We start from the raw sequence: 13,718 nt of genomic DNA on the forward strand, positions 1-13,718 counted from the left end.
GATAATGGCTGAAGAGCATGACGTAATTGTAGTTGGATCAGGTGCCGGTGGCGGCATGATGGTTCACACGCTAACTGAGGCAGGTATTAATGTGCTTCTTGTTGAGGCAGGTCGCAAATATGACCCTGAGACTGAGGCTGCCATGTTTCAATTACCTCGGGAAGCGCCACTTCGGGATCAAAACACACCTGACAAAAATTCAGGATTTTTTGATGCAACAGTTGATGGCGGGTTTGAAGTAAAAGGACAACCCTATACCACAGAAGGAGACGGGTTTGTATGGTGGCGGGCCCGCCAGTTGGGCGGACGGACACACCATTTTGGCCGCCAAACGCCGCGCTATGGACCCGATGATTTAAAAAGTAAAACTAGAACCGGGCGTGGGGAGGACTGGCCGGTTACCTATGAGGAAATGGCCCCATATTATGACCGGGTAGAAGAAATTATGGGGCTATTCGGGCCTGATGCTGATGAAGCGGTTTATAATTCACCACAATCCCCCAATCATATCAGACAGGAACCGCCGGCACCACGGGCGGCAGAAATGATATTTGCCAAGGCATGTGAAAAGATGGGTATTAAAACCATGGCCCACCCGACGGCCATTCTGACTTCTCCACTTCACGGACGTCAGGCCTGTTTTTATGCGACAAACTGTATTCGGGGATGTGCGATCGGAGCAGCGTTCGATAGTGTGACATCCTATATTAAACCCGCAATGGAAACTGGGAAACTGACAATCATTACCAATGCCGTTGTTTATAAAGTGCTTATGAATGAAGCCGGGGATAAAGCGATCGGCGTTCGATATATTGACCGCATTACGGAAAAGCATATTGATGTTCATGCGCGGGTTGTTGTTCTGGCACCTGCGGCAATGGAGTCATCACGTATTCTGCTCAATTCGAAAACGGAAAAAGCTCCAAATGGTCTGGCAAATTCTTCCGGAAATGTTGGTAAGTATCTGTCTGATACAACAGGTGGCAGCCTGATCATTCAAATTCCGTCATTTGAAAATTTGCCAGCCCATAACGAGGATGGTGTTTCACAACCGCATCTTTATGCCCCCTGGTGGCTGCATGGTGAAGAAAAGGAAAAAGCTGGGGCTGATTTTATCGGAGGTTATAAGCTTGAGGTCGATCCTTATGGCGGCGGACGGTTTGGCCCACCCGGCATGTCTGATACTTTCCGTGGTATGCTGATCAATCAAAAGGGTCTTTATGGTAAAAAACTAAAAGACTATATGCGTAAGTTTTATGGGTCGGTCATGTCAATCCGCTGTCTTGGCAGTATGACAGTGACGGCCGATAACTATCTGACTATAGATCCGGAAGTAAAAGATAAATGGGGTATCCCCGTGCCGAAGTTTCACTGGCAATGGTCGGATGAGGATTTCAGGCGGACATCACATATGTATGAAACGCTTCATAAACTGGCGAAAAATATGGGTGCCGTCGTTATCCATGACCGTTTTACAGAAATGAAAAAAGCCGGAAAGCTTACTGGACCAGGCGGAGGAACAAACCATGAGGTTGGCGGCTGCCGTATGGGAGATAATCCGAAGACATCGGTGCTAAATAAATTTTCGCAGACCTGGGATGTTAAGAACCTTTATGTTGCGGACGGTGCACCATTTGTTACCCATTCAGAAAAAAATCCGACTCTGACCATTATGGCGCTTTCCATGCGGGCTGGAGATAATATTATTGAAAGGCTGAAACAGGGGGAGCTATGATAAAAACCCTTTTTGCCGCTGTTGTCGCCGTTTCTCTTATAACGGTAGCACATGCACAGGATACCGTACCCTTATTTGACGGTAAAACTCTTACCGGCTGGAATACGGAAGAACCCGAATTCTGGCGTGTTGAAGATGGCACTCTGACTGGGGGCCATCTTGACCAGACGGTGCCAGCAAATACGTTTCTGGTTACTGACGGTATCTATCAGAATTTTGAATTGACACTTAAAGTCAGACTGCTGGGTACTGAGGGCTTTATCAATTCCGGGTTTCAGATCAGAAGTATGCCGGTCGAAGGAAACGGCGAAATGAGCGGTTATCAGGTTGATGCGGGTGATGGTTGGTGGGGAAAACTTTATGATGAGAGCCGTCGGGATAAAGTGATTGCCGAATCCGCTGATATGGATGCAATTGATAAAGCGGTAATGCGGGGTGAGTGGAACGAATATTATATTATTGCTGATGGAAGGCGTATCCGGTCATGGATCAATGGAGTTCCTGCACTTGATTATACGGAAATGGATTTAAGCATTCCGCAGGAAGGCCATATCGCCATTCAGGCGCATGCGGGTGGCAAAACAAAAGTGCAGGTAAAAGACATTAAAATAAAAATACTTGAAAGTGATCCAAATTTGCCGACCTGGCAACAATATGGACTACCCATGGCTAAAGAAAATTAACTTTGCAACAAAAAGTTTTATTGGAGAATAAGATGATCAGAAAACTGATAAAAATAATTCTGGCAGTTGTTATCCTGTTTTTATTCGTGTGGCAATTTGCACCGACTCTTATTCTGGCTCCCTATAATGCAATGAAGCCGGTAACAACCACATCAACCAATGGGCTTTACATTATAAATGCCAATGACAATGAATTTGTCGAAGGGAAATCGAATATCAAATTCAAACATGTGAAACTGGACGGTGAATATAACTCGGAAGGGGCTTCGGTTGCCGATATCAATAATGATGGCCTTAATGATGTTGTGACGGGCCATTACTGGTATGAGGCACCTGACTGGACGCGCCATACTATAAGAAAACCACTACAGGATGCCGTGTCTATCCCAAAACTATCGGATCATATCAAAATATTTCTGGAAAGCGGGGGTAAAAAAGATATCTGGTCTAGGGCATATCCACTCGCGTTTTTTACATTTCATGCAGACGTTAATAAAGACGGATGGGTTGATGTGATCGCACTGGATATCACAAGCGCCGGCTTTTACTGGTTTGAAAACCCGAAAGGGGTTGAAGGGGAATGGCCGCAGCATCTTATCATGAATTATACCCGTAATGAATCGCCGGTGTTTATGGATCTTCTGGGAACCGGAAAACCTCAGGTGATAACTGGCGCTGTTGAACCGGATCTTGTATCAGGGAAACTTGCTGCAGCCAGTTTCCCGGATAGCATTACGAATGCCGTTGACCCTTCTGCAGCATCGGGAAAACTCTATGCTGTCGAATTCCCAGATGAAGGTGGATATGTGATCCACACCATCGAAGCGGAAAATGAAGGGCGTAATACCGGGGCCACCCTTCCGACCCATGGTTTGGGTGTCGGGGATATCAACGGTGACGGTTTAAACGATGTGGTCTTTGGCTCAGGTGAAGGCTTTTTTGATAAGGCCGGTAATCCGGCACCTAGACAATCTTTTGATGAGGGGGGCTGGTATGAGCAGCAGATTGCTGCCGACGGGACACGCTCATGGAAATGGCATATCATTGATCCTGCCGTATCCTTTTCACAAATGCTTGTGATGGATGTCAATAATGACGGACGAAACGATTTCATGAGCGGTATGGGGCATGGCCGCGGGGTGTTCTGGTTTGAGCAGACCGGGGATAATGAATGGAAACGTCATGTCATTGATGATACCTATACGGATGCGCATGCCGATGAACTTGCCGATATTGATGGTGACGGGGTTGATGATCTGGTCGTTGGCAAAACGCCGCTTGCCCATCTTGGCCTAAAGGATCCTGACGAGTTTGGCACCCCTTATTTATACTGGTATAAAATTGTGCAATCAGATGATGGCAAGGTAAAATTTGAACGAAATCTGATTGATGATAGTGTCGGGGTAGGTCGTCAGGTAACTGTGGCCGATATAAATAAAGATGGTCTGCCTGATATTGCCGTAGCCACTCGCCATGGTGTCCATATCTTTCTGCAGGAGCCCGCTGTTTAATCCTGTCTTGAAACGGTTCTTTTGATCAACCTAGTCTGAACCAGATAAATAAAAACCGAAATAGCGATGAGTATAGCAAGACCTTTTGCTTCCTCCAGCGTTAATTGCCAGAGCATCCAGCCGATAACACCGCAGGCAAGAATGGGAACAATTAATTTTCCCGGCATTTTAAACTGGCCTTTGGCAGGGACGCCGTCGCGCATCCGGAGCTTTATTGTGGCTAGGCAGACCCCCAGATAAACAATCAGGATTGATCCTGACGCCATGACAGCAAGTGGTTTGAAAGTGCCACTTAAGCCCAGCCCGGCAACCGCAGCCGCATAAAAAATAATAGCCGCATATGGCGTTTTATATTTCGGGTGGACCCGGGCAAGGATTTTTGGAAGTGTTCCATCCCTTGCAGCCGCAAAAATAACCCGTGGAGTTGCCAGCATATCACCGCAAAGACAGCTGAATATGGACAACGTACTGCCGACAACAATCAGCTTTAAGCCCCACTCTCCGAATATTTCCTGCGCTGTTACGGCCAGGGGGGCCTCGGTATTATTGGCAAGCTCAGGTCCAAGCACCCCCTGTGCCACAGTCTGAAGGCCAAGATACAGGACAAAAATAAAGCTGATACCTATGAATATGCCCCTGGGAACAGTTTTTTCAGGCTTCTTAATTTCGCCGCTTGCATTCAGGGCGCTTTCAGCACCACCAAAGGCAAAAATCAGGATAAGCGTAGTGGCGCCTATATTTGCCAGGCTTGGCCATTCCCGGATCACCAGATTGTCCGGATTGATATAAAAAATACCGACAACAAGCAATAGAGCCAGAGGCAGAAATTTGGCGATAGTATTAACCACATAAAGTCTGACACCTGATTTGACCCCAATGACGTTTAAGGTGACCATAAATGTAAACAACAGGGCAATAAACAGTATTTTATAGGGTGTATGTTCAAGTTCCGGAACCACCGGCGTGATAAAATTCATCATGGCGACGGTCATGGCCGCATCGGATAATACTGCCCAGCCAAACCAGAGCAGCATGGAAACAATAAACCCGGCGAACGGGCCGAAGGCTTCTTCGATATAAGCGTATGATCCCCCGCTACGGGTTATTCTTGTTCCAATTTCAGCATAACAGAGGAAGATCAGCGATATGGCAACAGCGCATATTATATAGGCAATTATCGCTGCGGGCCCCAATTTTGCCGCAACGACGCCGGGCAGGGCAAAAATGCCTGCACCTACTACAAGATTGAAAATATTGGTCCCGAGTGCACGTGTTCCAATGGCCCGTAATAATCCTTCGTCAGTTTTATTTTCCGTGCCGTCCATGAAACCAGCCTTTAATAATGGTTATGTCGCTTTGGGAATTTTATCAAATTTTTTAGCCCCTCACCCCGCTTATTGCCTTAACTTCCAGATAATCGTGAAGGCCCCATTTGCCTTTTTCCCTACCATTGCCAGATTGTTTATAGCCGCCAAATGGTGCATCAGAACCACCACTTTTATAATTTACGAGGATCTGACCGGCTCTTATCTGTTCGGCAATGGCCTGGGCATGATCCATATTTTCCGAGCAGACATAACCGGCAAGGCCGTAGTCGGTATCGTTGGCGATTTCGATGGCTTCTTCCTCAGTATCATATCCAATTAACGTGATGACGGGGCCGAATATTTCTTCACGGGCGATGGTCATATTATTGTTGGCATTGGCAAAAACTGTTGCCTTTACATAATAGCCTTTAGACAGCTTTTCCGGTCTTCCTGTGCCGCCGGTAACAAGGGTTGCGCCCTCATCAATACCTTTTTGGATAAGCCCCTGGATTTTATCAAACTGAACTTTGCTGACGACGGGACCCAGATCCGTATTTTCATCATTCGGATCACCAATGATGAGCTTTTCCGCAGTTTCACGGGCAATTTGAATGGCTTTATCCATATATTCATTGGGAACCAGCATACGGGTCGGTGCATTGCAGGACTGACCGCTATTATTCATACAGATCCGGACGCCGTCAGCGACGGCTTTTTCAATGTCTGCATCGCGCAATATAATATTGGCGGATTTTCCGCCCAATTCCTGACTTACCCTTTTGACGGAATTTGCGGATGCTCTGGCAACGGCAATACCTCCCCGGGTTGAGCCGGTAAAGGACATCATATGAATGTCAGGATGGGCGGACATGGCTTCGCCTACTTCTGGGCCGGTACCATTTACAAGATTAAATACCCCCGGTGGCACACCGGCTTCATCTACAATTTCGGCAAGGATCATCGCATCGATCGGTGCAATTTCACTGGGCTTCAGGACGACTGTGCAACCCGCTGCAAGGGCAGGGGCCACCTTCACCGCAACCTGGTTCATTGGCCAGTTCCAGGGGGTGATCAGGCCACAAACGCCAATAGGTTCATAGCGGATAAGGATATTGTCCGGTTTTTCCTCAAACTGAAAATTTTTAAGGGCACGCAGGGCGCTTTCAAAATGCAAAGTCCCGACGATGGATTGGTCGTTTTTTGCCAGTGTTATTGGTGCGCCCATTTCATTTGAAATGGCAAGCGCCACGTCATTACGGCGTTTGTTATAAAGATCAATAATTCTTTCCAGAAGGGTGATGCGCTGTTCGACAGTCCATTTTGCATATTTCGGGAATGCGGACTTTGCAGCGGCAACGGCTTTGTCCACATCTTTGGCGGTTCCCAGGCTGATCTGGGCAAAGGCGGTTTCTGTGGCGGGATTAATTACATCGAAAGCATTGGGGACTTCTGGATCAACCCATTCACCATTAATGTAAAATTTTAGATATTGCTTCATTTTCTGATTAACCCTCCTTCTGATCCTTATAAAGTAATAGCTTAATTCCCGCCTCGCAACTTACCTTCTTACATTTTAAAGTTTTTTGCAAAGTACTTTTTCAGTAAAAAAATTCAGACTGATTTTTAATTACCAGGTTTTATGAACACTGAGCCCATAAAATCCGTTGCTGGCAATGGGGGTGACTTCAAATCCTTCGTAGGGGCTTGTGAATATATAACTGCTGATAATCCCTATGGCAGCGCCGGCAAGGACATCTTCTGTATAATGTTTGTCGGACTCGACCCTGCTGTAGCCGACAAAGGCAGCCCCCAGATATGCGGGAATACCATATTTCCAGCCATAACGCTTTTGAATGAAACTCGCACCCATAAAGGCTCCGGTGGCGTGGCCGGATGGAAATGAATCGCAGCATTCACCATTTGGCCTTTGTTTGTTAATTGCCTTTTTAAGCCCAAATGAAACCGCGCCTGCCGTGACCATGGATTCTAAAAACTGAATGGTTCCTTCGTTCCCGTCTTCATATAAAAGAGTGCTGCCAAGACCAATTGCCGGAATTAATACGAGCAGGGCATCTCCTGCTTTCTCAACATCCCCTTTTGCTGAAGCCGTCTGGGCAATCAAGGTGGAAATAAGAACAAATACTATGACGAAAAGACTTTTTATTTTAATGGGATGGGTCATTTTAATTCCCTGTCATTTTAAAAATTATTAAATTAATGTATAAATATGGAATTCATAGTTGATTTTGGCTAAAACAATTTGAATGATTTGATGGGTTCCTTGATTGTAAAATTATTGCATCAGGATTTTGGCGATTATAACGCGACGAACCATATTCACAATGTTTAATAATTATAGCTGTTAATCATTACATCAGGACTATGTTTATTTCAGATATGCGGGCAAATTGAGACAGGAATTTTAAAAATGAAAAATCATAGCTTTTTAAAGCGTCTTGATTATGCCTGGCAGGGGGTAACAGCAAGTTGGCAATCTGAAAAAAGTTTCCGCACTCAAATTCTTGCAACAGTTTTGATTGTTGTAATTTTAATTTTAACTAGGCCGGATGCGGTCTGGTGGGCAATTCTTCTTTTAGCTTGTGGGCTGGTATTGGCGCTTGAGCTTGTGAATACGGCCGTTGAAAAATTAATTGACCACTTGCATCCGGAAATTCATCCGGTTTTAAAAATTGTTAAAGACGCACTTGCAGGTGCGGTCCTCGTTGCCAGTATTATTTCAATATGTATATTTTTGGCATTTATTGTCTATATCTTTAATATTTAATCATTCTTTCTTTTACATTTTACTTTGGTTGTCTGAAAAATAGGCATGTTTCAGTGTCTTACTTTTTGGATAAGTAACTGTTTATAAATAATATTCTTGTTAAAGCTAATATATTATCATTTATAATATACATTTATATATAATTGTTATATAATAAAATTAAATTGATTCGGAGAAAAGTGACATGGATAGCGTGACCAATGCTGAAAATATGACTTTACGGACCTTTCCGCGCATTAATGATTTGGCGCCTGATTTTACAGCCAGAACGACGCAGGGGGTTGTCAGCCTTTCGGATTATGCTGGAAAATGGCTAATTCTTTTTTCTCATCCTGCCGATTTTACACCGGTTTGTACGTCGGAGTTTATTGAATTGGAGAAAGCTTCGGATAAATTTGCTGCGCTTAATTGCGAGTTGCTGGGGCTTTCAGCGGATAGTGTATATTCGCATATTGCCTGGCTCCTTAATATTGAGGAGCGTTTTGGAATTAAGATCAATTTTCCGATTATTGAGGATCTTTCCCTTGTTGTTGCTGAGGCGTATGGAATGATTGACGAGCAGTCCACATCAACAGCGACCGTGAGGTCCGTTTATTTTATTAATCCGGAAGGAATTATTAAAGCGCACATTCATTATCCGATGAGTGTCGGGCGTTCAGTGGACGAAATTTTACGAATTTTATCAGCATTAGTGGCAACGGAAGCCGGGGATAAAGTGGCCCCTGCGGGTTGGCGCGAAGGAGATAAGCTGGTGCTTACGCCGCCTGTTACGATGCGTGGTGTGCGGGAACGTATGAAAGTAAATCAGAAAAATTCTGATGAGAATTCAGATTGGTATTTCACTAAAACTGTGCCGGAGGAAAAATAAAATGGGCACTTTTCTGGAAAAATTCCGTCCGAATGCAGTTGAAGTCTGTAGCATTTTAAAAGTGATGTCCCATCCCAATCGGTTGCTTATTCTTTGTGCTTTAAAAGATGGAGAGATGTCCGTCAGTGAGCTTGAGGAAACAACCGGGGTCCGTCAACCTGTCTTGTCACGGGATCTGGGACGTCTTCGTGATCATAATCTGGTTGATACCAGAAAAGAGTCCAAGGCAGTGATTTACCGTCTTGTGGATGAAAAAGTATCCTACCTGATGCAGGCAATGTGTATTGCCTGGAATAAAGGCCAGTTGCCGCATCAGCCAATAAGGGAAAGTGAAACGTCTGATCAGGGATCTTTACAGAATGTTCTTTCGGCGCAAATGCACAAAAGCAGGCGCGTCAGAATACAACCAGATCCATATCGGTCAGAATAAAATTTAAAAGCAATTTGAAAGGAAACTAAAATGAACCCTGAAGTAAAAGCCTTTTTTGATGAACATACATTTACATATAGTTATGTTGTGACTGACCCTGAAACAAAGAAATGTGCCATTGTTGATTCAGTGCTGGATTATGCACCGAATTCAGGACGCACATCGACCAAAAGTGCTGATGAAATTATCAAATATGTGACTGATAATGGATTGAGTGTTGAGTGGATTCTGGAGACCCATGTTCATGCTGACCATTTATCAGCGGCCCCTTATTTAAAAGGGAAACTTGGTGGTAAAACAGCCATCGGCAGCCATGTTATCAATGTCCAGGAAATATTCGGCGGTGTTTTTAATGCCGGTCCTGAATTTGCCAAAGATGGATCGCAGTTTGATCGCCTGATTGAAGATGGTGATACATTCAAAATTGGCAATATTGAAGCCAAGGCAATTCACACACCTGGTCATACACCTGCCTGCATGACGTATGTAATAGGCAATGCCGGATTTGTTGGTGATACGCTCTTTATGCCTGATTATGGTACTGCTCGCTGCGATTTCCCCGGTGGAGATGCCAATACACTTTATGATTCAATTCAGAAAATCTTTGCGCTTCCTGAAGAAACACGCCTTTTCATGTGTCATGATTATAAGGCGCCGGGTCGGGATACATATGCTTATGAAACAACAGTTGGTGATGAGAAAAACCATAATATCCATGTCAATAAATCCGTCAGCAAAGAAAAATTTGTTGATATGCGGACTGCTCGCGATGCGACACTTGATATGCCGGTTCTGATTTTGCCATCAGTACAGGTCAATATGCGCGCTGGTGATATGCCTCCGGCCGAAGATAACGGTATTAAATATATGAAAATTCCAATTAACGCCCTTTAATACTGGATTTTTTTGAAGAGGATAGAACCATGGAAATTAGAAAAATTTCACCTAATTTATCTGTGAGTGAACAGATTAAGCTGACCGATATCAATATCCTGAAAGCAGAGGGGTATAAATCTATAATCAATACCAGGCCTGATCAGGAAGAAGATGGTCAGGTCACCTCTGATCAGATAAAGTCTATGGCCGGGGAACTGGGACTTGATTATGTTCATATACCGGTGATACCGGGTCAGGTTACAGAGGAAAATGTCGCTGAATTCAAAGACAATTTGAATAAAATGACGGGTCCGGTTCTATCCTTCTGCCGTACGGGGACGCGTGCTGTGACGCTTTGGGCACTATCTGAAGCCGGGCATTTGTCAACAGAGGCAATTCTGAAAACGGCGGGTGAAGCGGGATATAATCTTGAAAGTATCGCCGGTCGTCTTGAAGCGGCAAATGATGTTGGTGAAAGCGGCAAAAAGGTAGAAACCTATGACGGCTCGCGCGTTTATGATGTTGTGATAATCGGTGGTGGTGCTGGCGGCCTTGCCGTTGCCGGGAGCATTCATAAGCGGGATAGCAGTCTTGATATGGCAATAATTGAGCCTAATGACACCCATTATTACCAGCCCGGCTGGACATTGGTTGGTGGTGGTGTTTTTTCCCGTAATCAGACCAAAAGGCCAATGAGTTCGGTTATGCCCAAATATGTCAATTGGATCAAATCGGCAGTGGCGAGTTTTCAGCCTGAAAATAACTGTGTAAAAACGGAAGGTGGTGAATCCATCAGATATAAAGCTCTGGTGGTTTCTCCCGGTCTTAAACTGGACTGGGACGCGGTTAAAGGTCTGCGGGAAACATTGGGCAAAAACGGTGTGACCTCAAATTACCGTTTTGATCTGGCGTCCTATACCTGGGAACTGGTTAAATCATTAAAACGGGGCAAAGCCCTTTTTACCCAGCCGCCAATGCCGATCAAATGTGCGGGCGCCCCACAAAAAGCAATGTATCTTTCCTGCGATTACTGGAAACGTCATGGTAGACTGAATGATATAGATGTAAACTTCCACACGGCTGGTGGCGTTCTGTTCGGGGTGGCTGATTATGTGCCGGCACTTGAAAAATATATTGAAGCTTACGGCGCCAAAACCCACTATTTTGAAAATCTGATCGCCATTGACGGTGATGAGAAAAAAGCAACATTCAGTGTCAAGGACGCGGACGGCAATGTAAAAGAAGAAGTGCGTTCATTCGATATGATCCATGTATGCCCGCCGCAAACGGCCCATGATTTTATGAAAAATTCACCGATTACCAATGCTGACGGCTGGGTAGAGGTAAACAATGAAACTTTGCAGCATGTTCTTTATGGCAATATTTTCGGGATCGGAGACGGTATATCAGCGCCTAATGCAAAGACAGCGGCTGCCGTAAGAAAGCAGGCACCGGTCGTTGCCCATAATATTGTTTCGCTCTTTAAGAATGAGAAATCAGTGGCCATTTATGAAGGGTACGGCTCATGTCCGCTTACCGTGGAAAAAGGAAAAGTGGTGCTGGCTGAATTTGGCTATGGTGGCGCATTACAGCCAACAATGCCAACATGGCTAATTGACGGGACCAAAGCAACGGGACTGGCCTGGTTTTTAAAAGAGAAACTTATGCCGACACTTTATTTTGACTTGATGTTTCATGGTCATGAGTGGCTTGCAAAACCCAAAATTCTGACGCATTCTCCTATTTTGCATGATTTTGATAACGCCTGTGATTTTCAGGACGATAAAAAAAGTGCCTAAATGAAAATGCCTAAGCTACTGAAACAATATTTGCCAATTTTTGACTGGGCCGGGGACTATTCCCGTGACAGCCTGATTGCGGATGTCATTGCTGCAGTGATTGTCACAATCATGCTTATTCCCCAGTCACTGGCTTATGCACTACTGGCGGGGCTTCCGGCTGAAGTCGGGCTTTATGCCAGCATTGCGCCGCTCGTCCTTTATGCCATATTCGGTACAAGCCGGACCCTTGCGGTGGGGCCGGTGGCCGTTGTCTCCTTAATGACGGCAACCGCTACCAGCATGATCGCAGAGCCGGGCACCATCGGCTATATTGAAACGGCGATTGCGCTTGCCATGCTTTCCGGCATATTCCTAGCGATTATGGGGCTATTCCGGCTCGGTTTTATTGCCAATTTTTTAAGCCATCCGGTGATGACGGGCTTTATCACGGCTTCAGGCATTCTGATTGCGATTAGTCAGCTTAAACATATTTTCGGGGTTAAGATGACCGGTCATAACCTGTTGGAACAGGTGGGATCGCTGATCAGTAAACTGGGCGAAATCAACAGCACGACTTTATTGATCGGGATTGGCTGTCTCATATTTCTATCCTATGTCAGAAGCGGATTGATGGGGCTTTTGTTAAAGGTGGGAATTGGTGAAAAGGTAGCGAATATTCTGGTTAAAGCGGGGCCCGTTTTTGCCGTTATTGCCACCATTATTCTGGCTTCCGGACTTTCACTGGATCAGCAGGGTGTGGATATCGTCGGTCTGGTGCCACAGGGATTACCGAAATTGCATATGCCGGATTTAAGCCTTGAACTGATTGAAAAGCTTGGCTCAGCCGCCATCCTAATCAGCCTAGTCGGATTTGTTGAATCCATTTCCGTGGCGCAAACGCTGGCCGCAAAAAGACGGCAGCAGATTGACCCCAATCAGGAACTCATCGCCCTTGGCATGAGCAATATCGGTTCTGCCGTTTCCGGCGGGTACCCGGTAACCGGCGGTTTTGCCCGCTCGGTCGTTAATTTTGATGCCGGTGCGGTGACCCCTGCAGCGGGTGGCTTTACAGCGATCGGTATCGCCCTGGCGACAGTATTCTTAACACCGCTGCTTTATTTTCTGCCCAAGGCAACATTGGCGGCAACCATCATTATTGCGGTACTCAGTCTGGTGAAAATCAAGCCGATTGTTGAAACATGGCGCTATAGCAAAGGTGATTTTTTTGCCATGTTCCTCACCATCGTTCTGACCTTGATGATGAGCGTTGAGATTGGAATTACAGCCGGTGTCGTCAGTTCCTTTGTCCTTTTCATGTATCGGACAACCGTACCCCATTATGCGGTGGTCGGGCAGGTCGCGGGCACTGAACATTTTCGAAATGTGAAGCGGCATAAGGTTATTACCGACCCGCGTATCATTTCGGTCCGCGTTGATGAAAGCCTTTATTTTTCCAATATCCGCTATTTTGAGAATGCAATAAATGAACTGGTTGCCTCAAACCCGAAATGTGAGCATGTCATTCTTATGTGTTCCGCGGTCAATTCTATTGACACCAGTGCCCTTGAAAGTCTTGAAGCGATCAATTCCCGCCTGAAAGCGGTCAATATCAAGCTTCATTTGAGCGAGGTCAAGGGCCCGGTCACTGACAGGCTGGCGCATAGCCATTTTCTTGAGAACTTAACAGGTAAAATATATCTTAGCCAGTATGAGGCTTTTAAAGCCTTAACCGCAGAGTAATG

General features: G+C 45.4%; 12 protein-coding genes. 9 read left to right on the forward strand and 3 right to left on the reverse strand.

Annotated features, from left to right (window positions below; translation table 11 throughout):
• The first annotated feature begins 4 nt into the window (after positions 1-4).
• The 3 genes from R3D86_10410 to R3D86_10420 are packed head-to-tail and all read left to right on the forward strand — an operon-like array spanning position 5 to position 3,929.
• Complete coding sequence (locus R3D86_10410) at positions 5-1,735, forward strand: GMC family oxidoreductase (GenBank protein MEZ5758621.1); 1,731 nt, start codon at positions 5-7, stop codon at positions 1,733-1,735.
• Positions 1,732-2,418 (forward strand): DUF1080 domain-containing protein, encoded by a 687-nt coding sequence (locus R3D86_10415; GenBank protein ID MEZ5758622.1) that lies wholly within the window; start codon positions 1,732-1,734, stop codon positions 2,416-2,418. Before R3D86_10410 ends, R3D86_10415 begins: the two co-directional genes overlap by 4 nt.
• Positions 2,419-2,450: 32 nt before the next feature.
• Positions 2,451-3,929 (forward strand): VCBS repeat-containing protein, encoded by a 1,479-nt coding sequence (locus R3D86_10420; protein ID MEZ5758623.1) that lies wholly within the window; start codon positions 2,451-2,453, stop codon positions 3,927-3,929.
• Here the strand turns inward: R3D86_10420 and R3D86_10425 are convergent.
• The 3 genes from R3D86_10425 to R3D86_10435 all read right to left on the reverse strand — a co-directional run bounded on the left by R3D86_10425 (position 3,926) and on the right by R3D86_10435 (position 7,418).
• On the reverse strand, positions 3,926-5,254 hold the full coding sequence (locus R3D86_10425) for an APC family permease (protein MEZ5758624.1): 1,329 nt from the start codon (positions 5,252-5,254) through the stop codon (positions 3,926-3,928). The two genes, R3D86_10420 and R3D86_10425, sit on opposite strands and share 4 nt — an antisense overlap.
• A gap of 52 nt (positions 5,255-5,306) precedes the next feature.
• Positions 5,307-6,734 (reverse strand): aldehyde dehydrogenase family protein, encoded by a 1,428-nt coding sequence (locus R3D86_10430; GenBank protein MEZ5758625.1) that lies wholly within the window; start codon positions 6,732-6,734, stop codon positions 5,307-5,309.
• A 129-nt stretch (positions 6,735-6,863) separates the two neighbouring features.
• Positions 6,864-7,418, reverse strand: coding sequence for a phosphatase PAP2 family protein (locus R3D86_10435; GenBank protein MEZ5758626.1), 555 nt, complete (start codon positions 7,416-7,418; stop codon positions 6,864-6,866).
• A gap of 246 nt (positions 7,419-7,664) precedes the next feature.
• Between R3D86_10435 and R3D86_10440 the strand changes: the two genes are divergently transcribed.
• The 6 genes from R3D86_10440 to sulP all read left to right on the forward strand — a co-directional run bounded on the left by R3D86_10440 (position 7,665) and on the right by sulP (position 13,716).
• Entirely contained in the window at positions 7,665-8,021 is a 357-nt protein-coding gene (locus R3D86_10440) for a diacylglycerol kinase (GenBank protein MEZ5758627.1), read from the forward strand.
• Between the two features lie 184 nt (positions 8,022-8,205).
• Positions 8,206-8,889 carry a peroxiredoxin gene (locus tag R3D86_10445; GenBank protein MEZ5758628.1) on the forward strand — a complete coding sequence of 228 codons (684 nt, stop codon included), beginning with the start codon at positions 8,206-8,208 and terminating at the stop codon, positions 8,887-8,889.
• 1 nt (position 8,890) lies between these two features.
• Complete coding sequence (locus R3D86_10450; protein ID MEZ5758629.1) at positions 8,891-9,319, forward strand: metalloregulator ArsR/SmtB family transcription factor; 429 nt, start codon at positions 8,891-8,893, stop codon at positions 9,317-9,319.
• Positions 9,320-9,349: 30 nt separating this feature from the next.
• The gene (locus tag R3D86_10455; protein MEZ5758630.1) at positions 9,350-10,213 is read left to right on the forward strand and encodes an MBL fold metallo-hydrolase; all 864 of its coding nucleotides are present in this window, start codon (positions 9,350-9,352) and stop codon (positions 10,211-10,213) included.
• A 29-nt stretch (positions 10,214-10,242) separates the two neighbouring features.
• The gene (locus R3D86_10460; protein ID MEZ5758631.1) at positions 10,243-11,994 is read left to right on the forward strand and encodes a TIGR01244 family sulfur transferase; all 1,752 of its coding nucleotides are present in this window, start codon (positions 10,243-10,245) and stop codon (positions 11,992-11,994) included.
• Positions 11,995-13,716: a sulfate permease gene (gene sulP, locus R3D86_10465; GenBank protein MEZ5758632.1), complete on the forward strand. Its 1,722-nt coding sequence runs from the start codon at positions 11,995-11,997 to the stop codon at positions 13,714-13,716.
• The last annotated feature ends 2 nt before the right edge of the window (positions 13,717-13,718 follow it).

It is taken from the genome of Emcibacteraceae bacterium, from assembly GCA_041396985.1.
GTDB lineage: Bacteria > Pseudomonadota > Alphaproteobacteria > Sphingomonadales > Emcibacteraceae > Pseudemcibacter.